Raw genomic sequence first — 25,240 nt, forward strand, 5'->3', positions numbered from 1 at the left:
AAGCGAAAAAGGAACTCAAACTTCCGCTTTTTCCTTGACTGTATATTCATACAGAAAGGCAGAATGTTTATGCAGTTTTCCCGTCGTTGAACTATCGTTTTCCAAAAGGGGAACTTTTAGGCTCCAAAAGGGGAACTTTTAGCTTCCAAAAGTGGCACTTTTAGGACGCGAAAGTGGCACTTTTGGAAAGCACCTTTTAACTACCTGTAAATCAAAATATTACAAAACAGCCTCCACAAACGCGCAGACTGAATAAATATACATTTTGAGAGGAGTGCCGAAGTGCCTCGTGAGGGAGGGTAATGCCTCGCTACCGACTCCTATTTTTTAATCCAGTCGTAACCTCGCTTTTGTATCTCTTGTGCGAGTTCCATGCCGCCGGTGCGGACGATGCGCCCGTCGTAGAGGATGTGTACCACGTCGGGGCGAATCATTTCGAGCAGACGGTCGTAGTGGGTGATGACGATGCGGCAGTTGTCCGCCGTACGCAGTTTGTTGACTCCCTCAGCCACGATGCGCATGGCATCAACATCGAGCCCCGAATCGGTCTCGTCAAGGATGGCAAGACGCGGTTCGAGCATCGCCATCTGGAAGATTTCGTTGCGCTTTTTCTCACCGCCGCTGAAGCCTTCGTTCACCGAACGGCGGGTGAACTTCGAATCGAGTTCCACCACCTGCCGTTTCTCATTCATGAGTTTCAGGAAATCGGCAGCCTTCAGTTCGGGCAAGCCTTGATATTTGCGCTTCTCGTTGATGGCTGTCTTCAGGAAATTGGTCATCGACACGCCCGGAATCTCCACCGGATATTGGAACGAGAGGAAGAGTCCTTCGTTGGCGCGGGCGTCGGGTGTCATCTCGAGCAGATTCTTGCCGTTGAACACCGCCGTGCCGTCGGTCACCTCGTAGAGCGGATTGCCCACGAGCACAGCCGAGAGTGTTGACTTGCCGCTGCCGTTAGGTCCCATGACGGCGTGCGTCTCACCCGGTTTAATCACAAGGTCGATGCCTTTCAATATCTCTTTGTCGCCGATACGGGCGTGCAGATTGCGTACTTCTAACATATTTATTCAATCTGTAATTGGCTGCAAAATTACAAATAAAAAATGAGCCATGCAAATTATCCGCAACATTGTTTGTGAGATATGTAGTTCATAAGTTCCAATAAGAAGTGCAAATGGTTTTCAATTGTAAGCTCTCAACCATGTAAAACACTCGTGGAACGCCGTCGGCAAGGGGCAGACAGCCCCGGCGAGACATTGATTCACCAGTAGCAATACAAAAAAAGCAAAAAGGGAGACTGCTGTCTCCCAAAGATTAGTTAACTTTGTATTGTAATGATGTATCATCAACTAACCTCACAGCAAAGGTACACAATTTTCGTGTTACGGCAAAAGAATGTAGCGATAAAAGACATCGCTGATACGATAGGAGTGCATTACAGCACAGTCTATCGTGAGTTGAAACGCAACAAAGGCACACACCATTACCATTATGGTATAGCCCAGCATAAGTGTGACGAGCGTAAGCACAGGATGAGGAAACACCGCAAGTTCTCCATAGATATGCGAAAGAGAATCGTCTCACTCCTGGTGTGTGAGCAGTGGTCGCCGGAACAAATCAAGGGATGGATGGAAAGGAATGGGGAAAAGTGCGTTTCAGTAGAAACCATCTATCAATATATCCGATTTGACCGCAAGTGCGGAGGAGAACTCTACAAACACTGCAGGCACCGCCTGAAGAACATCAGAAGGACTGCCGAAACTGCACATACTGCCATAAAGGACAGGGTAATGATAGAACAGAGGGAAGAAGAGGCTGACGGAACACGATTCGGGGATTTCGAAATGGACACCATCATCGGAAAGGACGGAAAAGGGGCAATCGTTACAATTGTCGAGAGAAGCCGGGACTTCTTCATGATGAGAAAACTCAGACACGGGAAAAACGCAAAGCAGCTGGCAAAAACCGTAGTAGCCATGATGACACCGTACATAGGAAGGATAAAAAGTATTACCACAGACAACGGAAGTGAGTTCGCTGAGCACAAATACATAGCAGAGAGACTCAAAACAAAGATCTTCTTCACACATCCATACTCATCATGGGAGAAAGGAAACATAGAAAACACCAACAAACTCATCAGGCAATATATACCAAAAGGAACTGACTTTAAACATATTTCAGAGGAACAAATAAAGAGAATACAACATAAAATAAACCGTAGGCCAAGAAAAAAACTGAACTTTTCCACACCTACTGCTGAATTCTTCAAAAAAAATAACATAACTTTGCACTTGCTACTGGAATCTACAGTTACCATTTTTTGCGCCTTTTTAAAATAAAATGCGTATTTTTGCATCCGTATTCAATAGAGTAATATATAAGACATATGAAGAAAAGATTCTATTTATCAGTATCGGTAGCCCTTTTGCTCGGTACAGTCCTAGTGTTCTCGTCATGCTCTGACAACGCTGACACCCCCATTGGAGAAGAAGAAAAGCCAGACCTGTCGGTTTATGACATGAACCGACCAGTAGGATTCGGAAAAGAGGTGACGGGTAGCAATAACCAGAATCCTGTCCTCGTGACCACAGAAGCAGAGCTGAGGAATGCCGTGAGCGGCACAGAGCCAGCCACAGTGTATATTCAAGGGCATATTTCACTAAGTACAAGAATCATGGTGGGTTCGAACAAGACGATACTCGGTATTTCAGGCGCATCAGTAAAAAATGCCAACCGTGACGAGAATGCCGGCATCTTCCTGCTGGTTGGCAGTAATAATGTCATTATACGCAACCTCACACTGCTTGGTCCTGGCGCATACGATATAGACGCGAACGATGGCGACAACATTTCCTTGACAAATGCCACGAATGTATGGGTAGATCACTGTGACATTCAGGATGGCATTGACGGCAACTTCGACATTGTGTCGGGTTCAGACAACATCTGCTGTAGTTGGACCCGCTTCCGCTATCTGATAGAGCCCAAGGCTGGCGGCAGCGGAGAAAACGACAAGCACTGCAATAGCAATTTGATAGGCAACAGCAATAATTCGGCAGACGTTGACGAAGGTCATCTTAACTGCACGTTTATCAACTGTTGGTGGGGTTCAGGATGTATAGAACGCTGTCCGCGTGTGCGTTTCGGAAAGGTTCATGTGGTCAACTGCCTATATGACGGCACCGATTACAACTATTGCATAGGCTATGGAGTATATAGCAATATCTATGTAGAAAAATGTGCCTTCACAACTGAAGAGGCACAGAAGAACGCTCTTCGTGACTGGCACGGAGATAAAGACTTCAATGTCAAAATAACAGGTTGTGTTGGACTGGAAGATACCGAACTGCATCAGGGTGACAGAACTCAGTTCGTACCGACATACGACTATCTCTCATATGATGCCAACAAGGTTGCTACCATACTGACCGATGCCAGTACAGGTGCAGGTGCCACATTGAATATCCAATACAAATAACGCGATTAACCTACCGTCCCTTCAAGCGAGACGGAGAGCAGTTTCTGAGCCTCGACGACAAACTCCATCGGCAGTTTCTGCAACACCTCCTTCGCATAGCCATTGACGATGAGCACAGCCGAGAGTGTTGACTTACCACTGCCGTTAGGTCCCATGACGGCGTGCGTCTCACCCGGTTTAATCACAAGGTCGATGCCTTTCAATATCTCTTTGTCGCCGATACGGGCGTGCAGATTGCGTACTTCTAACATATTTTCTTTATTCTTCTTAGTCTTGATTCTTTTTTCTCACTGCCGTTCGATGGCTCGTCTTTTCATCTCTGTCAGAACCTCACTCCCACGCTGGCGTTGACAATCCAGTCGTCCATTTGCATCTCTACTCCCGAGGCTGAGGAGAAACGGATGTCGTTGACTAGGGCGGCAGCACCCACATACACCTGCTTACTCAGGTTATAATGCACCGATGCGCGGGCTACTCCCGTGAGGAAATACTTGTGTTTGGTCTTAACCTCCTTACTGATGTCTGTCTGAAACCTGCTTCCATCGCTCAGCGGAACATCGACGGCGGCAGTGATGAAGTTCTTATTGAAAAACACCAACAAGGGAGCTGCCGAGATGTGCATCAGCAAACGTCCCTGATTAGGCGTATAGTTGTAGCCATAACCCAACCCAACGGCAGCCTGATAGAACTCTATTTTCTTCAAGCCGTTCAGCATGGCTGAAGCCATTTGGTTCTTACCATCCAGGCGGGCGGAGAGAAAGAGGGCGTATGCCGTGAGCGAACCTGCCGACCGTTTTTGTATGACCGACTGTTTCATGGCTGCGGGCAGCGAATATTTCTTATAGTTGAACACATAGTAACCATTGATGATGGTAGCCTTCAACCGCGTGTCGCCTTCCTTGATGGGCAGGTTCCCTTCGGTGGCAGTGGCATCGAGCGTTCCCCTCAAACCTTCTGTGGAATGGCTGCGAAACTCTACTCCGAACCGCTTACCAAACCATGCGAGGTTGAAATCGCTGGAATATCCGTGCGCAACGTCGAATGAGTAACTGGCTGACAGCGAACGGTAACCCATCATGATGGCTGTCTGTCCGCTCAGTTTGGAACGCATGTCAACACTGATATCCTGATAAGTGGGAATATCATGTCCTTCCACACTGGCGCTGATGCCGGCGAAATTGGTTGTCACGGACACTTTCCACCCATGTTTCGGCAATTCAAGGTAAGTCGAATCCAAATTCCTGAACGCCAAATTGTCGAGGAATGTTTTCACGGTCTTTACAGCCCGCTTTCCCCATGGCGCCTTCTCATTGTCTTGTGCCTGTGCTTCAAAGACAGCGAAACACAACAATACTGTTAATATATATATCCTTTTCATTTATAAAAATGTTGGTTTTCCCATCATCCCACCGTCCCTTCAAGCGAGACGGAGAGCAGTTTCTGAGCCTCGACGGCAAACTCCATCGGCAGTTTCTGCAACACCTCCTTCGCATAGCCATTGACGATGAGTCCCACCGCTGCTTCCGTCGGAATGCCTCGCTGGTTGCAATACATGAGCTGGTCCTCGCTGATTTTCGACGTAGTCGCTTCGTGCTCCACGATAGCGGTCTCGTTGTGGATATCCATATAGGGGAAGGTGTGCGCCCCACAGTCGCTGCCTAAAAGCAGAGAGTCACACGACGAGTAGTTGCGGGCGTTGTCGGCGTTCGACGTCGCACGCACCAGTCCGCGATACGAGTTTTGCGAATGACCGGCAGAGATTCCCTTCGAAATAATCGTCGAACGGGTATTCTTGCCGATGTGTATCATCTTCGTCCCCGTGTCTGCCTCCTGATAATTGTTTGTTACGGCAACCGAATAAAACTCTGCCACACTGTTGTCGCCACGCAAGACGCACGACGGATATTTCCACGTGATGGCACTTCCCGTCTCCACTTGCGTCCATGAGAGTTTGGAGTGCGCACCGCGCAACTCTCCCCGCTTCGTCACGAGGTTCAACACACCGCCCCGACCCTTCTCATCGCCGGGATACCAGTTCTGAACCGTCGAATATTTCACTTCGGCACGGTCCATCACAATAATCTCAACAATCGCGGCATGCAACTGATTCTCGTCGCGCATCGGTGCCGTACAACCCTCTAAATAAGAAACATAACTGTCATCTTCCGCCACAATCAGCGTACGCTCAAACTGCCCCGTGTTGCGGGCATTGATGCGGAAATAGGACGACAGTTCCATCGGACAACGAACGCCCTTGGGAATATATACAAACGAACCGTCGGAAAAGACCGCACTGTTGAGCGCCGCAAAGAAATTGTCGCGATAGGGAACCACCGTCCCTAAAAACTTACGCACCAACTCGGGATGCTCTTGAACGGCTTCACCGATGCTGCAGAAAATCACTCCCAACTCGGAAAGTTTCTCCTTGAAAGTAGTCTTCACGCTGACCGAGTCCATGATGGCATCGACAGCCACGCCACTCAATGCCAGCCGTTCTTCGAGAGGAATGCCGAGTTTGTCGAATGTCTTTTCCAGTTCGGGGTCTATCTCGCCCGTCCCCTTCGGCTTCTGCGCCAACGGGTCGGCATAATAAGAAATGTCTTGGTAATCTATTTCTGGCAATCGGACGTGCCCCCACGAAGGCTGTTCGAGCGTCTGCCAATAGCGAAACGCCTTCAGACGGAACTCCAACAGCCATTCCGGCTCGTTCTTCTTGGCTGAAATCAGGCGCACAACATCCTCGTTCAAGCCCTTCTCGATAATCTCGGTCTTGACGTCGGTGGTGAAACCGAACTCATATTTCCGTTCTGCAACCTGCCGTACAAATCTATTATTGTCGTTCATAAAAAATGAAAACTCCTTATAAAAAGTGGCTACAAAAATACTAAAAAAGATTGAGAAAATAACTATTCCTCCCCAATTATGTCATTCCTTCGCAGCTTTCTCCGTCGCCTTTCGTGCTTTTCGCTCCGCTTTCTCAGCAGCCTTTTGCGCCTTCCGCGCTGCTTTTTCAGCCGCTTTTTGCTCCTTTCGTTCAGCCTTCTCCAATGCCTTTCGCGCCCTTTCCTCCTTTCGCGCAGCCTGCTCTGATGCTTTTTCGGCTTGCTTTTTTGCCACCTTCTCTGCCTTCATCCGCAACAACTCCTCTTCGGTCATTTCCTGTCCGCTCTTGTCCTTGTGCTTATAGAACATGATACCGGGATTCGTTATCTTCATATCCCGCATATTGTCGGTATCGGTGAAACTGAACGAACAGTAAAGCGCCCTACGCTTGCCCAGCTGCATCAGGTTGCCGGCAGCTATGGCGCCGTCGCTCTTGATGTCTGCCCTCAGATTCCGAATGTGGACTCCCCCATAGCTGCAGTCGTCAATCTGCGCATCGACCGTTCCGATGGGTAACTTCCCTCCCTGTGTCCGACGTATCTTCGCCGTGCGCGACTTCGATATGTCAATCTTGAAACTCGCCTGACAAGCCAGATTTCCCAACTTGGGAAGATCCACCACTTGCGACAATTTGAAGGCATCGCTCTTCACACTGCCTGTGAGATATTTATGAAGATTGTCTATGCCTAACGAGAAGTTCAGGCTTCCTGCTGCTGTGTGAAGCCACCCTTGAAAGTCCAACCGCTTCCAATGCACGTCGAAACTTCCCTTGGCATGGAGATTTCCCAACTTGCGAACTTGCCCCATCATCAGCTTTTTCACCACAAACTGATTGATGATTTTCTCCTTCATATCGCCCTTCACACGCAGGTCGCTCACATTGAAATGCACACCCAACTTCTTCTTGCCTCTCAGTTGCGACACCTTCCCTGCACCGCTCGCCGTGAGCCGTCCGTCATCCGTCTTCACACGCACGCCACTGAACGACAGCTCGTCCTCCGAACCACGCATCCGCGCCTGGAAATTAAGCGGCAGACTGAAATGTTTCAGCGGAGGAGAGAAAGCTCTCGAAATATCCTTGAGATAAGCACGGCCGGAAATATTACCGGTAGAAAAACTCAAACGCCTACCCGTCTTTCTATTGGGCAGCTGCACCTGCGCGTCAGCTATTTCTACGACCGTTGACTTCTGCTGCAAAAATATATCCTTGAAAAACAAACTGTCGTGATAGAAATCTATCGTCGTGCGCAAATCGGACACATCTATTCCTCCTGTCTTATCTATCAATCGGCATTTCTCAAGGACAGCCCTTACCGAGTCTTTCTTCAGGAAATCAATCTCCAATTTCATGTCTGCCGTCATGTTGAGATGCCCCACATCGAAGAAACCACGATGAGGCTTCCCCACGTTTTTGCGCGGCTTCTTATTGTCCGTCTTCACGTTCAGACCCTCAATCTCCACCGCATGCCTGTTTTTGCGTCGCTTTTTATACGTCACTTGCCGCAACGAAAATTCCGATGAGTTATACTGCGCACACACGTCTTGCAACTTGACATTGCTGATATCAATCTCCATTTTTCTCGACTGCTTATGCTTTCCCGCATCCCTACCGCCAGCCAACGAATCTATGAGGAACTGATAATTGGCGGGTTCGTCGGGCGATGGTTTCAGCAAGAGCGCATTCAGTCCCTTTATGTTGATACGCTTCACAATGACCTTCTTTTTCAATAGCGCCCAGAGATCCACATCAGCAACCAGCACATCCATATCCAACATTTCACGATGCTCCTGGTCCTCTATCGTCAGACCATGCAGAAACACATCATAACCCCAGAAATCAATCGATACACTGTCCACCTTCACACGCGTATTCAGTCTTTCAGACAGCAATCCGGTCGCCTTCCCCATCATGTAATTCTGCACAGCCGGTGTGTTCAGCAAATAGGCACCGATTGCTGTCAGCACGACTATCACGACCGAGAAAATTCCCAGTCCTTTCAATATCTTGAATACGATTCTCATCCAGTTTTTCATCTGTGTCGCCTTCTATCCGTGCAAAGGTATAAATAATTCCGCAAATGAACAATAATATTTTTTTTTTCGACAAGCCTCTTAATCCAAAATTTTTATGTACATTTGCACACAATTAGAAAACTCTGAAAGATATGGCATTAAAATGTGGCATCGTAGGACTGCCAAACGTAGGTAAGTCAACACTCTTCAACTGCCTGTCGAGCGCAAAGGCACAGGCAGCCAACTTTCCCTTCTGCACGATAGAACCCAACGTCGGCGTCATCACCGTGCCCGACGAGCGACTCACACGACTTGCAGAGATTGTTCACCCCGGACGTATCGTGCCGGCAACGTGCGAAGTTGTTGACATCGCCGGACTCGTAAAGGGGGCATCAAAAGGCGAAGGACTGGGAAACAAATTTCTCGGAAACATCCGGGAGACTGATGCCATCATCCATGTGCTGCGCTGCTTCGACGACGACAATATCACCCACGTGGACGGAACCATAGACCCTGTGCGTGACAAGGAGATTATCGACACCGAACTGCAACTCAAAGACCTCGAAACCATAGAAGGACAACTCGCCAAAACACAAAAGACGGCCGCCGCCGGCAACAAGGATGCCAAAGTGCTCATGACCGTACTGGAAGCCTACAAAGAAGTTTTGGAAAAAGGGAAAAACACCCGTGTCGTCACGTTTGAGAGCAAAGAGGAACAAGATGCCGCCCGCAATCTTTTCCTTCTCACGTCAAAGCCCGTGCTCTATGTGTGCAACGTGGACGAGGCATCCGCAAAAACTGGCAACGAATACGCCCGTCGCATCGAACAGTTAGCGGCTGAAGAGGGAGCAGAAACTATGATTATCGCAGGAAAAACAGAGGAGGACATCGCCGAACTGGAGTCGTATGAAGACAAGAAACTTTTTCTTGACGAACTGGGATTGGAAGAAAGCGGCGTGAACCGACTCATTAAAAAAGCCTATGCACTACTCAACCTGCAGACATTCATCACCGCCGGTGAGATGGAAGTGAAGGCTTGGACCTATAAGAAAGGATGGAAAGCACCACAATGTGCCGGTGTTATCCATACCGATTTTGAAAAGGGATTCATTCGCGCAGAGGTCATCAAATACGATGACTATATCCAATACGGATCGGAAGCTGCCGTGCGCGAAGCAGGAAAACTGGCTGTGGAAGGAAAGGAATATGTCGTCCAAGACGGAGACATCATGCACTTCCGGTTCAATGTGTAGCGCTTTGTTAAAGGATAAATGACAAATAATAAATAAATGATGACGCATTTTATCAACTACATCAACTGGGCACCGTCGGAGATTGCATTCCAGATTGGCAGCTTTGGGTTTCGTTGGTACTCGCTCTGCTGGCTGATTGGTCTCGTGCTGGCATTTCTCATCGTCCGACGACTATATAAAGAACAGAAAATCAAGGATGAACTGTTCGACCCGCTGTTGATTTATTGTTTTCTCGGTATCATCATCGGTGCGCGGTTGGGACACTGTTTCTTCTACGAGCCCGATGTATATCTGAGCAGTTGGGACCGCTTCCTCGAAGTCTTTCTCCCAATGAAACATACGGCTGAGGGATGGAAGTTTACCGGATACGAAGGATTGGCATCACACGGTGGTACGCTCGGACTGATGCTGGGACTTTATCTGTACTATCGCCGCACACATCTCAATCTCTGGATTGTATTCGACAACATCGCTATTGCCACTCCGCTGACAGCTTGCTTCATCCGCTTAGGCAACCTGATGAACTCGGAGATTATCGGCAAGGTGACCGACGTTCCTTGGGCATTTGTCTTTGAAAATGCGGGACGGGGACTGTCGGACGCTCCGCGACATCCGGGACAACTCTACGAGGCTATCTGCTACTTCGTCTTTTTCTTTATCGGCTGGTATCTTTACAGAAAGAGACCTGAGAAAGTCGGCACGGGCTTCTTCTTCGGACTATGCCTGACACTTATTTTCACCGCACGATTCTTCATCGAGTTTACCAAGATAGACCAAGTGGATTTCGAAAGCGGCATGCTTCTCAATATGGGACAACTGCTTAGCCTCCCCTTCATCGTTATCGGCATTGCCTGTATGACTGGCGGGAAATGGCTAAAAAGACTGGGAGCGAAGTAAGGAAGTTCTTTATCCGCTCACACCATTACCTGCTGCAGCTTGATCATTTTGAATGAGTTGCAGCAGTTTTTCTACCGCCTCTTCCTCGGGGATATTCTTTTCCTGACTTCATCACTTTTTTGCGCCATCATATAGCGCACAATGATAATCAGCGAGTTACGTAAAATTATTGGGTGGTTTGGGTGGCGCAAGCGAAAAACGTGTACCTTTGCACCATGTATGTACGCAAGAAACACAATCGTTCCGGCTCTACAAGTGTGGTAGTGGTCAGTAAAGCGAGTGGAAAGTATAAAGAAATAAAATCGTTTGGCTCCTCTACATCCGAAGAGGAAATACATTCATTATGCGATAAGGCTGCTGCATGGATACGTTCATTTGGCGGTCAGCAAGAACTTGACTTTGATGACCGCAAGGGAAAGGAAGTCGAGGAGACAGAGCGTTTCCTTAGCAATATTGACAACGTGTTGATAAACGGTACTCGGCTTCTGCTTGATCAAGTCTATGACAGCATCGGCTTCAACCGGATTCCCGATGAGATTCTGCGTCATTTGGTAATCGCAAGGGTGTCGCAGCCCAGAAGCAAACTTGCCACAGTAGATTACCTGAAGTCATATTATGATGAAGATGTTGACCTCAACCACATCTATCGCTACATGGACAAGCTCTACAATACCCAGATGGAGCTTGCGCAGCAGATTAGCGTAGAGCACACCCGGAAACTGTTCGGAGGCAAGATTGGATTGATGTTCTACGACGTGACGACGCTCTACTTTGAGACAGCACAGACGGACGTATTGCGTGAACCGGGGTTTTCAAAGGATGGAAAGACGGCAGAGTCACAGGTTATACTCGGTCTGCTTGTATCAGAAGGAGGCTACCCGCTTTCATACTCTCTGTTCAACGGCAGCCAGTATGAGGGCTTCACCATGATACCAATGATAGATGACTTCAAGCAGCGTTTCAATCTGGGGAAAGATTTTGTTGTGGTGGCAGACTCAGGCTTGATGAACAAGAACAATGTCACTTTGCTGCAGGAGGCTGGCTACAACTACATACTTGGAGCCCGCATCAAGAGCGAGAGCGCAAGCGTGAAGCAATGGATTCTCTCTTTAGAGAAGGTTGATAAAGCCTGTTACGACTACAAACGTGAGAATGGGGAAAGACTTATCGTCAGTTATTCCGACAAGCGTGCAAAGAAGGATGCCTACAACCGTGACCGCGGAATTGTCCGATTGAGAAAAGCCTATAAGACCGGACGCATCACGAAGAGTCAGGTGAACAAGCGTGGCTACAACAAGTTTCTTGAAATCAGCAAGGACATAGAAGTCGTCATCAGCGAAGAGAAGATTGCAGAGGACTGCCAGTGGGACGGACTCAAGGGCTACATCACCAATACAGACCTTGACGCCGAGCGTGTCATTGCCGAGTATCATGGACTCTGGGTGGTGGAACGTGCATTCCGTATTTCAAAAGGAACTCTGGAAATGCGTCCGATGTTTCATTTTACAGAACGTAGGATAGAGGCACATGTCTGCATTTGCTTCATCGCCTATAAGGTATATAAGGAACTGGAGCGACTCATTGCCATTAACAAGATTGGGATGAGTGTCGATAAGGTGCTTGAGGCAGCCAAAACTATCACGACAATCAGGGTAAGGATGCCTAAAAACGGGACTTACTTCACTAAGACACTCTTCTTGACGGAGAAGCACCTCGCAGTGAAACCACTTTTCGACATATCTGGCAACAAATCTTAATTTGGGTGGCGCATTGACGAAGTCAGGAGTTGCAGCAGTTTTTCTACCGCCTCTTCCTCGGGGATATTCTTTTCTACACACACTTTCTGCCTGTAGAGAGAAATCCGTCCGCGTGCCGCCCCGACATATCCGTAGTCGGCATCAGCCATCTCACCGGGTCCGTTGACGATACATCCCATGATGGCAATTTTCAAACCCGTCAGGTGTTGCGTCGCCTCTTTGATACGGAGAATCGTATCCCTTAAATTATATAATGTGCGCCCGCAACCCGGACAAGAGATGTATTCGGTTTTCGTAAACTTGATACGGGCAGCCTGCAGGATATTGTCTGCCAACGCCTGCAATTTCTCTGCGCTGAAACGTGCGTCATCGGTGGTGATGACCAAGTCCTTTGCCTTGCGGTCAATCAACAGTGCCCCACAAGCCATCGATGCCTTCAGCTGCAATTCTTCCCAATCGGTGGCTTGAACATGCAAACGTATCGTATCGCCATCAAGACGACAGTATTCCCCATCTTCGTTCCATTCCCCATTCTCTGCCATCGCCCGCAGTTTCGCACAAGGCTCAATCAGTCGCACCAAAGTCTTGGCTACGGGAATTTCGGCTTCGGGCTCCTCACTGAGCGACACACGGATGGTGTCGCCGATGCCTTCCGTCAGCAGGGCTCCTATTCCCACGGCACTCCTAACACGTCCGTCCTCTCCTTCACCAGCCTCCGTCACACCGAGGTGCAGCGGATAGTGCATCTGTTCCCTCTCCATACATTCCACCAACAGGCGGACAGACTGCACCATCACCACGGTGTTGGATGCCTTGATGGAAATCAGAACATCGTTGAATCGTTCGCGCTTGAGAATCCGGAGAAACTCCATACAACTCTCTACAATTCCTTCGGGCGTATCGCCATAGCGCGACATGATGCGGTCGGAGAGCGAACCGTGATTCACGCCTATCCGGAGTGCCGTGCGATGTGCTTTGCAAAGATTGATTAATGGAAGGAACCGCCTTTCTATCTTCTGAAGTTCGTCGGCATACTGCTCGTCGGTATATTCTATCCGCTTGAACGTGCGGGCAGGATCGACATAATTTCCCGGATTGATTCTCACCTTTTGCGCATACAGCGCAGCCACTTCAGCCACATTGGGATTGAAATGCACATCGGCAACGATTGGTGTGTGGTAGCCTTTTTCCCGAAGACCGGCGCTAATATTTCTGAGATTCTCCGCTTCTTTTGTCCCTTGTGTGGTCAGCCGCACCAGTTCACCGCCGGCATCAATAATCCTGCAAGCCTGTTCCACAGACCCGTCTGTGTCGAGTGTTGAAGTGGTTGTCATCGATTGAACGCGTATAGGGTTATCGCCCCCGATGCGCAAATCGCCCACACACACTTCGTCACTTTGCCGTCGCTTGTATCCGAAAGGTTGTTCTGTCATCTTTTCGCTGTATTCAATTGGTTTTGAATTGATACTTTATTTCAGCAAGTTCTTTGTTTGCTTTCTCTATCTTTTCCCCGAGTTTCTTTTTTTGTTCGGCTACCCTCACGGCAATATTCGCATCAGCCAGCGCTATCATCTGCGCTGCGAGCACTGCCGCGTTGGCTGCACCGTTCACACCGACCGTCGCCACAGGTATTCCCGGAGGCATCTGCACGATACTGAGCAGCGCATCCAGTCCGTCGAGCATCCCCTTGATGGGTACTCCGATGACGGGAAGGTTTGTCTGAGCTGCAATCACTCCAGGCAAGGCGGCAGCCATTCCGGCTCCGGCAATAATAACTTTCACGCCTCGTTCCTGAGCATTCTTAGCAAAAGTTTCAACGGCATCGGGGGTGCGATGTGCAGAGAGGGCATTCACCTCGAAAGGAATCTGCAACTCTTCCAGCTGTTTCATGGCTTTCTCCATGACGGGCAGGTCGCTGGTGCTGCCCATGATAATACTTACAAGTGGTTTCATATAATTAAATTGATAGATAATTTCATAACGGAAAAATAGGCGCAGACGAACCCTGTCAGGAAGCCGACGACTACCTGAAGCAGCGTGTGTTGACGGAGAATCATGCGGCTCGACCCAACCAGTCCTGCGAGCAATATCACCAGACACAGCCACCAAAGGGGATTGAAGAAGAAGAGATGCGCATAGGCAATCAGGACTCCTGCCACTCCACCTATCGCTGCGGTATGGGTCGAAACTTTCCACCACACGTTGATGATGGCGCAGATAATCTGTATCAGAAGGGCTGCAACGAGTATGCTACTGACGAAATGGGGCACGTGCAAGATATTCATCAGATAAAAACAGGTAAAATAAGAGAGGATGGAAATCACGTAGGGAACCATCCGTCGCTCCCGTTGTCCAAGGTGATAATGGCTCCACCCCTGATATTTCAGGTAAAGACGTATCAGATAAGTGGGCATCAATATCGTCAGGACATATACCAACAGCAGCAGTTGCATCTTATACATGAACGGCAACATACGAAGATAACTGAACACAAACAACAGTGCCAGCCCCAACAAGGGCAGGTAGAAAGGTGTGAAGATGATGCTCAACACCCTTGCTGCTTGTATGATTAACCGTTTATTCATGACTTTCCTGTTTCTTTTTGCGCTCTCTCCTCATCCGCGCCACGGGCATTCCCATCTGCTCCCGGTATTTTGCCACGGTGCGTCGGGCGATGGGGAAACCTTTCTCTTTCATGATGGCAGTGAGCGCTTCGTCGCTCAGCGGCTCGTCCTTGTCTTCGCTGTCGATGATTTCTTTTAGGATGACTTTCATTTTCCGTGTTGACAATTCTTCGCCGTCGGCAGTGGTATAGCCTTCGCTGAAGAAGAATCTCAGCGGGAAGATTCCCCAGCGTGTCTCCACATACTTAAGATTGCTGACGCGCGAGATGGTAGAGAGGTCTAGTCCTGTCCGCTTTGCCACGTCTTTGAGTTTCATCGGGCGGAGTTCTGTCTCGTCGCCTTCCTGAAAGAATTTCCGCTGTATGTCGATAATCGCCCTCATGGTCGTGACCATTGTAATCTGCCGTTGTCTGACCGCATTGATAAAGTCCTGCGCCTTGCTGACTTTCTCTTTTGTATAGAGCAGCGCCTCTTTGTCTTTGCGGGTCATCGTCTCTTTATTTTCCTGATAGTTTTTCAGCAGTTCGGTAAAGGTGGGTGAGATGTGCAGCTCCGGAATATCGCCTCGGTTAAGGGAAAACGTAAGCGTTCCGTCGTCGCCTGTATCCACGATGAAGTCGGGCGTTATTTGCTGAATGCTCCTGCCCTCCGTTTCTCCCAACGCTGCTCCGGGCTTCGGGTTCAGTCGATGTATTTCTGTCTGCAAGGTTTCTGCCTGCTCGTCGGTCAGTCCCAGTGCAGCAACAATCTTGTTCCAGTTTTTTTTCGTGAATGCTTCGAAATGGCTTCTCACCACTTTCTCCATACGTTCTTTCCATACAGAGTCTGGCTTACGCCGTATCTGCAGCAGGAGACACTCCTGCAGGTTGCGTGCCCCAATTCCCGGCGGGTCGAACGTTTGCAGCACACGCAGCACTTCCTCTATATCAGCCGTGCTCACATCTATGTGGTGGTAGATGGCGAGTTCGTCGGCGATGGTGTCGAGTTCTTTTCGGAGCAGTCCGTCGTCGTCGAGCGAACCGATGAGATATTCCATGATTTCCCGTTGTTGCTCGGTAAGCATTTGCTCGCCCATCTGTTCTCTCAGTTTGTCATAGAACGACACGGGGTCTCCATACACTATTTCTTCATATTCGGCTGTCTGCTTGCTGTATGAAGGGCTGTGATAGTCGGGCATCTGGTCGTCGCTCCCAATGCTTTCCAACGCTGCATCCAAGGCATCGGCACGCTCCTCTCGTTCCGTCTGTTGTTCGAAGGTTTCTTCTGTGCTATCGTCTCTCGCTTCCTCGTTCTGTCCTTTCAGTTCTCTGCCTTCCTCACTGATTTCCAATGCCGGATTATCATCAATCTCCGCATTGATACTCTGTTCAAGTTCTGTCAGCGGCATTTCCAACAAGTGCACATTAAGCATTTGCTGCGCTGTAAGGCGCTGCACCTGCTGTTGTTTCTGCTCCTGTATATTGACAAGTTTTTGAGGCATAACGAGACGCTCTTTAATATAATGTGCAAAATTAGATAAAATTTCCGAGATTATAAACCAGTTGAGATAAAAACTTGTTCAAGTTTTCGGTTTCTAAAAATCTCCCCCTCACTTAAAGTATTCCACCATTTGCGCTGCCAAGGCTGCCAGTTTCTCGGGACTGTCGTTGCCAAACCTTTTCCATGTTTGCTCGCACGCCGCCATCAGTGGATGGTCTGCCGGCGCGTTCCTCTTCAGGTAAGGGTCGCAATGCTGGTAGCATTCCATCAGTTCCACCACCTCTTCGGGCTTGATTTTCATCTTCTTAGCCAGTTCGATAATCTCCGGCGTCTCGGGCACCATCGTGTTGGGTGTCAGTCGGAAATAGAGGTCGAGGACGAGGATGAGCATGGCGGGTTTGAGGTGGGGATGTCCTTCCATCGGGCGGAAGTCGCGTTCGAATGTTTCGTTTTCCTCCACACCGTCGTAGAACATACCTGCCTGTCCGAAGCCTTTCATCTGGCGGAGCAGTTTCACTCCCCGCGCCAGACGTTGCGGACTTTTCGCATATTTCGCCCAGAGGCGCTCCAGTTGCGGTGTGTCTAACTGTCGCAAGCGGAACATCTGTTCGTAGAGCATCTGCGGAGGGATGTGCAGTTCCATACTCAGCTCCACCATCTGGCGGGAGTATAGTGGTTTCAAGCCTGTCGGCTTTTTCAGATAGAGCTGCATGAGCAGCAGCCAGTATTCGTCTGACCAGTTAAAATGTTTTCCCATAATCTTCTTTCATTTCGTTACGCAGCCAAAGTTATTAAAAATCAGCGAAAAAGCAAAATATAAACAAAAAATCTTTTTGTTTACGAAAATGTTTGCATAGTTCAAAAGAAATACCTAATTTTGCACATCAATAAATTATTAATAACAAAAACAAAATGCTTATGAAAAAACTTTTTACTTTATTTACAATGATGCTTGTGTTTGCAGCTAATGTTGCTGCGGAAAGCGTAACTCTCCAATATTCTGGCACAGAAACAGGAAACATGACGGGGGAAAATGATGCTGCTACCGTAGGTTTAGATGCAGCAAAATGGTCTGTTGTGGCAGACAAAGGAGGCAATAATAATTTCCCTGGCTTAAATAAAGCTGGTGACATTCGCCTTTATTGGCATGCGAATGGTGGAAACACGATTACCGTGACCTCTCTTGAAAATGCTACAATTAACTCCATTACAATAACTTTTACAGGAGCTTCTTACAACAATGTTTCTGTAACAGCAGGAGGAAGTACTATCACTGGTACGGATGGGGTATATAATATCAATGCATCTTCTTTTGTATTAGGAAATGCTAACACCTCAAACATACAAGTAAGAATCAAAACTATCGTTATCGATTATTCTGCTTCTACAGACACCCGTACTGCTACATCCATCGATTTTTCTGGTGGTTATGTTACTAAATTCACCTATGGTCCTAACGAAATGCCGACATTGCCTACTGCTACCGTAAAAGCTAACGGAAGCACAGTAAGCGGTGCCGCTGTAACATGGGCTGTTGAAAAAGTTTCAGGAAACGACAAACTCATTCCCACCATCAACGGCAATAAGATTGAAATTCCCAACCAATCATATGGAAAGTTGAACGTTACTGCTTCATATGCTGGTGATGCAACAACCTATCAGCCAAGTACAAAAAGCTACACCATCGATGTTTACAAAGGCCGCATGAATATTGCAGAAATCTTAGAAGATTTTGAAAACAAAGGTGAAGAAGACTGGAGTGCAGGCATTCCTACTTCACTCTGGATGGTAGAAGACTATGGAGGCGGTATGTTGTTCGTAAGCAATCCTACAGTGACTTATGTCAACGGTTCTTACACCTATATCAAAGACGATTACAATAACAACCTACTGCTTTTTGGAAGTGGTTTGGGATTCCAAAAAGGCGATGTCATTACCAGCGACCAGGGTGGCGGTGAATATGCTCCTATCTATGGCGACCTGAAGACCTACAACGGACTGCTGGAACTCGCTGTCACACAAAACAACTTCCAGGTAGAAAGCAGCGGTGCTACGGTTACACCTGAAACCATTACCACTCCGTTAATGCTTCCTCTCGTTTCATCCATGAACGCATATCTGAAGATTGAAAATGCTGTTTACAAGAGTGCTGATGGCAGGAACTTGACCTTCACTGCCGATGAGACCGATTTCATCGTTCGCCAGAACTGGACCAACGTGGCTATTGACGGCTTGGAGGTGGGTGCTACCTACACCCTCGAGGGTATGGGAGCCATATATAACACCACTCCGCAGCTCTATCTCATCAGCTTCGAAAAGACTGCCGATGCGACAGCCATCAAGAACATTGATGCCGACGCTGCAGACGCCAACGCTCCTATCTACAACCTCGCAGGACAGCAGGTGACAGACAGCTACAAGGGTGTTGTGATTCAGAACGGCAAGAAGCGTTTGAACAAATAAACTGACAACGCATTCATACAAACGAAAAAGCCCCTTGCGAGGGGCTTTTTTGTTGTCTGATGGTAAACTCCGTCTCCTTTGCTTTTCCCGAATACGAAGCAGGCAAGCACCGCATCTTAAGAAATAAACGAATTTGTTTCGTTCTCCAACCGATTTTTCGTACCACTACATAAGGTACTGACGCTCGACAATAAAAATAAAATCAGGCTTTTATTTTGTATTATCCTCGCTTAATCGTACCTTTACATAAGGTACTGACGCTCGACAATAAAAATAAAATCAGGCTTTTATTTTGTATTATCCTCGCTTAATCGTACCTTTGCAGCCTGATTTAAAAGTTTGATTAAAAAGACGTTACATGAAGACATTTGAAGAATTAGGAGTTTGCGCAGAGATACGGCGTGCCATCGAAGAACTCGGTTTCGAACAACCCATGCCCATCCAGGAAGAGGTGATTCCCTATCTGCTGGGCAACCGCAACGACGTGATTGCACTCGCACAGACAGGAACCGGAAAGACGGCTGCATTCGGAATACCACTGCTGCAACGCATCAACACGGCTGAGAAAAAGACGCAAGCCATCGTGCTCAGTCCTACACGCGAACTCTGTCTCCAAATCACCGACGACCTGAAAGACTTTTCCAAGTACATGACGGACATCCGCGTGACGGCAGTCTATGGGGGAACGTCTATCGTCAACCAAATCAACACACTCAAACGGGGCGTGCACATCATCGTCGCCACGCCGGGACGACTCATCGACCTGATGAAACGGGGCGTGGCAAAGCTGGACGACGTGCACAACGTGGTGCTCGACGAAGCCGACGAAATGCTCAACATGGGGTTCAAGGAGGATATGGACGAGATTCTTTCGGGCGTTCCGGAAGAGCGCAACACGCTGCTCTTCTCTGCCACGATGAGCCGCGAGATTGAACGCATCGCACGGACCTTCCTGCACGAACCGAAGGAAATCGTGGTGGGAAGCCGCAACGAGGGCGCCGAACACGTCAACCATATCTATTACATGGTGAACGCCAAAGACAAATATCTCGCACTCAAACGCATCGTGGACTACTACCCGCGCATATTCGCCATCATCTTCTGCCGCACCAAACTCGAGACGCAGGAGATTGCAGACAAACTCATACGCGACGGCTACAACGCCGAATCGCTGCACGGCGACCTCTCGCAACAACAGCGGGACCTGACCATGCAGAAATTCCGGCAGCACCTCACACAACTGCTCGTAGCCACCGACGTGGCGGCACGCGGACTCGATGTGAACGACCTGACGCACGTCATCAACTTCGGACTGCCCGACGACATAGAAAACTACACCCACCGCAGCGGAAGAACAGGGCGCGCAGGAAAGAAGGGAACGTCTATCTCTATCGTCCACAGCCGTGAGAAACACAAAATCAGGGCAATCGAAAAGGAAATCGGAAAACAGTTTGTGGAAGGCGAAATCCCATCGCCGAAAGACATCTGCACCAAACAACTCTACAAGGTGATGGACCAAATCGACAAGACCGACGTCGATGAAGAGCAGATTGCGCCCTTCATGGCTGACATCAACCGGCGCTTCGACTACATGGAGAAGGAGGAACTCATCAAGAAGATTGTCGCACTCGAGTTCGGGAAATTCCTCGCCTACTATGCGGATGCTCCGGAAATATCAAAGCCGGAACCCGCAAAACGAGAGAAAAAAGAGAAGAACAAAGGGAAAGACGGCGGCAACCGCAAACCGGAAAAGGGATTCCGCCGGCTGTTCATCAACCTTGGAAAAGACGACGGATTCTACCCGGGCGAAATCATGCAGTTCATCAATCGCAACGTGGAAGGCAAAAAAGTGGCTGTGGGACATATCGACCTGCTCGCAAAAATCGCTTACATCGAAGTGTCTGAACGCGATGCACGGCGCGTGATGGACGGACTGAACGGTGCCGCCTACAGAAACCGCAACGTGCGCTGCAACGACGCTGACAACCCCTCCGAACAGCGAAAAGCAAAGCACGGAAAGCAAACCCCGCCGAAAGAAGAGCGCAACAGCAAGCGCAAAGGAAGAAAAAACAAACGGGAAATCCGCATGGAAAGCGGCAGAAAAGACGACTGGCGCCAATTCTTCCAAGGACACGACATCCAACTCGTGGGCGAAGAGCCCGACTTCTCGGAAGAGGGATGGGCACGAAGAAAACCGAAGAAAAAGAAAAAATAATCCCCAATCGGCATGGGAACGGGAAAAAGGATTCGCCCGATTCACATCCCCCGGGTTGTCTCCTTCTCAGGCGTGGACACATCAACCGTCCCCTACACTGTAAAGCTGTAGAGGTATGTCTGTCCTATATAATAAATAAGGTGAGATTGACTAAATGGCATCAAAGCCCTTGGTGCTGATGCTCTTCACCACATCGTTGATGTCCTGTTCGATGTAATCATTCGCTTTCTGGCTGTCAAGCACACGCTGCTGTGCCTCCAACTCAGCATCGTCGTTATGGTAAGTGCAAGCCTTACTCTTCAGTTCTGCAAAAGCCCAACCTATCAGGGCAACGGCAACAATCGCCGCAAAAAAAATCAATGCGTTCATATCTTATTCTTTTTTTACGTTTTCTGCCTGCAAAGTTAAAACTTCGCCAAAGCATCTCCAAATTTTTGATGCACAATTTTTCTCACCACCCCACAAAGAGGCGTGGATTTAACCTTTATGTCTCGATGGAATGGGGCTTTTCGTCACTTTCGATGGTCAGTAAGACGTCGCCTTTGCGCAGCTCCAGACGCCCGTTGGGCACGATAAAACTATTGCCGCGTTTGACCATCATGACCAACGTCCCTTCAGGAAAATGCATGTCCGAGAGGTGGTTGCCGCTGGCGAGATCGGCTTCGGAGAGCGTCATCTCTGACAGTCGCGACCCGAGTTTGTCGGGCAGTTCCACTCCAAACTCATTGCCCGTCTTCGGCTCTTGCGTGGCAAGTCCGAGCCAACGGGCACACGCCGTGATGGTGGTGCCTTGCAGCGAGAGCGAGAGCAGCGTGATGACAAACACCACATCGAACAGGAAATCGGCATCCTCGATGCCCGCAATGACTGGGTAAGTGGCAAAAATGATGGGGACGGCGCCGCGCAAGCCCACCCAGGAAAGAAAGAGCTTGGCTTTCACCGGCACGCGGAATGGCTGCAAACACAGGAACACGGCAATCGGACGCGCAACAAACATCATGAACAGACCAATGGCTACCGCCACAAGCAGCACCCGGACCATCTGACTCGGATTGACAAGCAGACCGAGCGTGAGGAACATCACAATCTGCAAAAGCCACGTGAGCCCCTGCATGAAAGTGTCGGTCTCCTGACGGTACGACAGCCGGCTGTTGCCCGCAACCAGTCCGGCAACATATACCGCCAGATAGCCATTGCCGTGCAGCAGGTCGGTCAGCGTGAAGATGATGAGAATCATACTCAGCACCAACACCGGATAGAGCGACGGATTGGGCAGGTTGATGTGGTTCACAATCCACACCAACGCCCTGCCGCTCAGATAGCCCAAGAGCGCACCGACAGCCAGCTGGGCAACGATTTTCGTCGCCAACTCCATACCGGAAAACTCGCCTGCGGAGACAATCAGGTTGACCAGCGCAATGGTGAGCACGTATGCCATCGGGTCGTTGCTCCCGCTCTCTAACTCGAGTGTCGGACGGAGGTTGTGCTTGAGCCCGATGCCCTGTGAGCGCAGCAGGTTGAAAACGGATGCTGAATCGGTGGATGAGACCGTGGCAGCCAAGAGCAGCGACAACGGAAGCGACAGACCGATGTCGAGCTGTGTCCATTCGGAAAGGTAATAGATGAGCAGTCCCGTGATGACCGTCGTCAGAATCACGCCTACAGTAGAGAGCATCAGCCCCTGAGCCACTATTGGCTCGATGTCGCGACGCTTGGTGTCCATGCCGCCGGAAAACAGGATGACACTCAACGAAAGCATACCGATGAGCTGCGCATCTTCATGGCTATGGAACTGCAATCCCAAGCCGTCGCTGCCGAAAAGCATGCCCGTGAAAAGGAACAATAACAGTGTGGGCACTCCGAAACGATAGCCCCACTTGCTGATGACTATGCTCACGAAAACGAGCACCGCACCCATGAAAAAGATATTCTCTGCCGTAAAATTCATTTGACCATCTTTATTTTAAGGTCCGCCGCCCCACCTATGCGCAGCGGCGGACCGAATGATTAGAATAACTCGCTGATTAACAGCGCCTCATCACCCTCGAAGGTGAGCACTTCCGTGACAGGTTCATAACTCATGCGCACGAACTGACTCAGTTGCAAAGCGACAAATGCCTGGTCCCTCGAGACGCAAACCTCTGCAATGTAATTGCCGTTTACGGTCGGCGTAGGGTGAAATTCGCCAATCGCACTGATGAGTGACTCGCGAACCGCTTCGAGGATTTTCTTAAGTCGCTCGCCGTCAGCAGGTGTATACTCCAGCAGTCGTGCATCCACCACGCTGCCTGTCGGTTGATAAACAACCGTGGTTCGCAGCCCGAACAACGAACTGCTCACTGTGATACGGCTATCGGAACGCAGGGTCTCCCATATCCGTAAATTCTTTATTTTTGCCATGTTTCAATGTTTTTTGTTAATAATGATTCTTCCACTTCTTCTACGGAAAGAACTTACTAACAAAGCAAGCGCCTCAGCGTAATCACGTAATAGCGACGCGGAGACGCAACTCCAGCGCGAAAATAGGTGCAATATCGCGACAGGAGCAGACTGGCATACTTACTAAGATTTAACGATTTACTTTTTGCCCAAGGACTTGTATATGATCCTGACTTTCCGCCATAGGTGGGCAACAGGCGGACAGGGCGGGATGAACAGACGCGATGTGACGATGACGCCGGGCGCAACATGTCGCGGAACGATGAACGGCAGCCTTCAACCGCACTCTTGTCGCTGTCGTCGCACCCCCTCAAGAGGTCTGCTTTCTCACCGCTCAAAGCCACCGGCTGCTGCTTGATGCCCGCATGGGAATCAAGGAAGCCGCACAAGAAACAAGCGACAAAAACGAGACGCATCAGAACTGTTTTCACCTTACCGTTTTTGATAATTATTTGCAAAGATAAACAAAAAACGGCACAAAACGAAACATTTCCCACACATAATTATTATATAGGGAAAGAAAGACAACACTCAAGAAACAACATGCCGCTGCCTTTTCCTGACAAAATTCCTGCAATCTCCATACGGCGCATACCAGATACTTAGAAACAGGAACCGCTTCGTGTCCCTTACGCCGCTGCTTCCCTTTCAAAAAACACTACGAATCTATTACCGTCACCGACAAGACACGCCTGAAATGTGTCACGCCAGGCGCATTTTTCACTGAAAAAGAACAATGCAAATTACGAAATGGAAGCAAAATCCTTGCTGTTTTCTTAAAAAAATTAACGCGCTTCCTGCCCTTTTTTCTGTCTCTCCGGACAATCAGTCCACCGAGAAAAAGATAGGCGATTCTACGAAAAAATTCCGTTTTCATCGGGGTTTCGAGGGTCTAAAAACACCCGAAGAATGCCTAAAACTTACCATATATACCGGAAATATTCACAAAAGGGTCGGCAAAAGTGCAACTTTCACTGCCTAAGAGTTGAAGTTTCGCGCCCTCAAAGTTGAACTTTCGCATTCCCAAAGTTCAACTTTTGGAAAACAGCCCCCTGACTTTTGCATCCAGAAAGCTCCGATTTCCACCTTTTATTCACACTATATTCACTTTTAATTCATCAACTGCCAGTCAACATGTTGCGCTTTTTCGCAACATGAGCGTAGTTTTAACAAATATTCAGACCAAGTCGTCGCCAATCACATTCCCCACCCTGGACCATCCACCAAACCGATGCCGCCAAATTGATACCGCCCGGAGTGGCTGGCGTATAGGCACAAAAAAAATACGAACCGCTCACCGAAATGAGAAGTCCGCATCTGATTCGTAACTTGTGTATCAATTTAAGTCTGTCTCTCTCAAATTACCTCATGTGTCTGGTAAGAACTTCCTGCATTATACATGCGTCTGACCTTATATATCATGTTGTGTTCGTCAATTTACAACCTTAGACTGAGAGAAAAATGCTACATCGGAATCATCTCGACTGCAATGTAGCAAAAAATTACTCAAAAAATATCTATTATAAAAAATTACTCTCAGCTTTTAAAATAAAAAGTGAAATGTTTAAGTTTAAAAGTTACTACCTTCACAGGCAATAATTAAAAATACGAGTCTATATAATTCTGACGCAAAGGTATCGGTTTTTTCGCTTTCGGAGGTTGTCACACGCATTTGAAAACTTGTCATAACATGATTTTGCGATTTGTCACACAGATTTTAATGATAAATCAAAATA

General features: G+C 48.6%; 20 protein-coding genes and 1 pseudogene. 7 read left to right on the top strand and 14 right to left on the bottom strand.

Going from position 1 to position 25,240, the window contains the following annotated elements; translation table 11 throughout:
- Positions 1–320: 320 nt before the first annotated feature.
- Positions 321–1,061: a Fe-S cluster assembly ATPase SufC gene (sufC, locus tag GRF55_RS11120; protein WP_220368462.1), complete on the bottom strand. Its 741-nt coding sequence runs from the start codon at positions 1,059–1,061 to the stop codon at positions 321–323.
- A 276-nt stretch (positions 1,062–1,337) separates the two neighbouring features.
- Between sufC and GRF55_RS11125 the strand changes: the two genes are divergently transcribed.
- A complete protein-coding gene (locus GRF55_RS11125; RefSeq protein ID WP_255563874.1) occupies positions 1,338–2,342 on the top strand; it encodes an IS30 family transposase in 1,005 nt (334 codons plus the stop codon).
- Positions 2,343–2,389: 47 nt separating this feature from the next.
- Positions 2,390–3,481 carry a polysaccharide lyase family 1 protein gene (locus GRF55_RS11130; protein ID WP_220368463.1) on the top strand — a complete coding sequence of 364 codons (1,092 nt, stop codon included), beginning with the start codon at positions 2,390–2,392 and terminating at the stop codon, positions 3,479–3,481.
- Positions 3,482–3,582: 101 nt separating this feature from the next.
- Here GRF55_RS11130 and GRF55_RS11135 read toward each other — a convergent pair.
- From GRF55_RS11135 to GRF55_RS11150, 4 genes and pseudogenes are all read right to left on the bottom strand, one after another.
- A pseudogene (locus tag GRF55_RS11135) lies at positions 3,583–3,732 on the bottom strand (ATP-binding cassette domain-containing protein); the annotation flags it as partial.
- A 71-nt stretch (positions 3,733–3,803) separates the two neighbouring features.
- Positions 3,804–4,859 carry a DUF4421 family protein gene (locus GRF55_RS11140; RefSeq protein WP_220368464.1) on the bottom strand — a complete coding sequence of 352 codons (1,056 nt, stop codon included), beginning with the start codon at positions 4,857–4,859 and terminating at the stop codon, positions 3,804–3,806.
- A 23-nt stretch (positions 4,860–4,882) separates the two neighbouring features.
- Positions 4,883–6,325, bottom strand: a complete 1,443-nt coding sequence (gene sufB / locus GRF55_RS11145; protein WP_220368465.1) for a Fe-S cluster assembly protein SufB — start codon at positions 6,323–6,325, stop codon at positions 4,883–4,885.
- An 81-nt stretch (positions 6,326–6,406) separates the two neighbouring features.
- On the bottom strand, positions 6,407–8,398 hold the full coding sequence (locus GRF55_RS11150; RefSeq protein ID WP_220368466.1) for a hypothetical protein: 1,992 nt from the start codon (positions 8,396–8,398) through the stop codon (positions 6,407–6,409).
- A 131-nt stretch (positions 8,399–8,529) separates the two neighbouring features.
- Between GRF55_RS11150 and ychF the strand changes: the two genes are divergently transcribed.
- From ychF to GRF55_RS11165, 3 genes are all read left to right on the top strand, one after another.
- Complete coding sequence (gene ychF, locus GRF55_RS11155) at positions 8,530–9,630, top strand: redox-regulated ATPase YchF (RefSeq protein ID WP_220368467.1); 1,101 nt, start codon at positions 8,530–8,532, stop codon at positions 9,628–9,630.
- 36 nt (positions 9,631–9,666) lie between these two features.
- Positions 9,667–10,527: a prolipoprotein diacylglyceryl transferase gene (gene lgt / locus GRF55_RS11160; protein ID WP_370626723.1), complete on the top strand. Its 861-nt coding sequence runs from the start codon at positions 9,667–9,669 to the stop codon at positions 10,525–10,527.
- A 215-nt stretch (positions 10,528–10,742) separates the two neighbouring features.
- Positions 10,743–12,284 carry an IS1634 family transposase gene (locus tag GRF55_RS11165; protein WP_172774742.1) on the top strand — a complete coding sequence of 514 codons (1,542 nt, stop codon included), beginning with the start codon at positions 10,743–10,745 and terminating at the stop codon, positions 12,282–12,284.
- Here the strand turns inward: GRF55_RS11165 and ispG are convergent.
- The 5 genes from ispG to GRF55_RS11190 form a co-directional block, all read right to left on the bottom strand.
- On the bottom strand, positions 12,281–13,717 hold the full coding sequence (gene ispG / locus GRF55_RS11170; protein ID WP_220368468.1) for a (E)-4-hydroxy-3-methylbut-2-enyl-diphosphate synthase: 1,437 nt from the start codon (positions 13,715–13,717) through the stop codon (positions 12,281–12,283). The genes GRF55_RS11165 and ispG overlap by 4 nt on opposite strands.
- Before the next feature lie 13 nt (positions 13,718–13,730).
- Positions 13,731–14,237: a 5-(carboxyamino)imidazole ribonucleotide mutase gene (gene purE, locus GRF55_RS11175; RefSeq protein ID WP_220368469.1), complete on the bottom strand. Its 507-nt coding sequence runs from the start codon at positions 14,235–14,237 to the stop codon at positions 13,731–13,733.
- Positions 14,234–14,869 (bottom strand): phosphatase PAP2 family protein, encoded by a 636-nt coding sequence (locus GRF55_RS11180; protein ID WP_220368470.1) that lies wholly within the window; start codon positions 14,867–14,869, stop codon positions 14,234–14,236. Before GRF55_RS11180 ends, purE begins: the two co-directional genes overlap by 4 nt.
- On the bottom strand, positions 14,862–16,388 hold the full coding sequence (rpoN, locus tag GRF55_RS11185) for an RNA polymerase factor sigma-54 (RefSeq protein WP_220368471.1): 1,527 nt from the start codon (positions 16,386–16,388) through the stop codon (positions 14,862–14,864). The genes GRF55_RS11180 and rpoN overlap by 8 nt, the downstream gene beginning before the upstream one ends.
- A 108-nt stretch (positions 16,389–16,496) precedes the next feature.
- Entirely contained in the window at positions 16,497–17,144 is a 648-nt protein-coding gene (locus GRF55_RS11190; RefSeq protein ID WP_220368472.1) for a hypothetical protein, read from the bottom strand.
- Between the two features lie 161 nt (positions 17,145–17,305).
- Between GRF55_RS11190 and GRF55_RS11195 the strand changes: the two genes are divergently transcribed.
- Both GRF55_RS11195 and GRF55_RS11200 read left to right on the top strand, forming a co-directional pair.
- A complete protein-coding gene (locus GRF55_RS11195) occupies positions 17,306–18,850 on the top strand; it encodes a hypothetical protein (RefSeq protein WP_220368473.1) in 1,545 nt (514 codons plus the stop codon).
- A 358-nt stretch (positions 18,851–19,208) separates the two neighbouring features.
- Positions 19,209–21,065 (top strand): DEAD/DEAH box helicase, encoded by a 1,857-nt coding sequence (locus GRF55_RS11200; protein ID WP_220368474.1) that lies wholly within the window; start codon positions 19,209–19,211, stop codon positions 21,063–21,065.
- 150 nt (positions 21,066–21,215) lie between these two features.
- Here the strand turns inward: GRF55_RS11200 and GRF55_RS11205 are convergent, their stop codons facing one another.
- The 4 genes from GRF55_RS11205 to GRF55_RS11220 all read right to left on the bottom strand — a co-directional run bounded on the left by GRF55_RS11205 (position 21,216) and on the right by GRF55_RS11220 (position 23,935).
- A complete protein-coding gene (locus GRF55_RS11205; RefSeq protein WP_220368475.1) occupies positions 21,216–21,434 on the bottom strand; it encodes a hypothetical protein in 219 nt (72 codons plus the stop codon).
- 115 nt (positions 21,435–21,549) lie between these two features.
- Positions 21,550–23,013, bottom strand: coding sequence for a potassium/proton antiporter (locus tag GRF55_RS11210; protein ID WP_220368476.1), 1,464 nt, complete (start codon positions 23,011–23,013; stop codon positions 21,550–21,552).
- A gap of 59 nt (positions 23,014–23,072) precedes the next feature.
- The gene (locus GRF55_RS11215) at positions 23,073–23,465 is read right to left on the bottom strand and encodes a hypothetical protein (RefSeq protein ID WP_220368477.1); all 393 of its coding nucleotides are present in this window, start codon (positions 23,463–23,465) and stop codon (positions 23,073–23,075) included.
- A gap of 56 nt (positions 23,466–23,521) precedes the next feature.
- Positions 23,522–23,935, bottom strand: a complete 414-nt coding sequence (locus GRF55_RS11220) for a hypothetical protein (RefSeq protein WP_220368478.1) — start codon at positions 23,933–23,935, stop codon at positions 23,522–23,524.
- Positions 23,936–25,240 lie beyond the last annotated feature (1,305 nt).

The organism is Prevotella sp. Rep29 (genome assembly GCF_019551475.1).
Lineage (GTDB): Bacteria > Bacteroidota > Bacteroidia > Bacteroidales > Bacteroidaceae > Prevotella.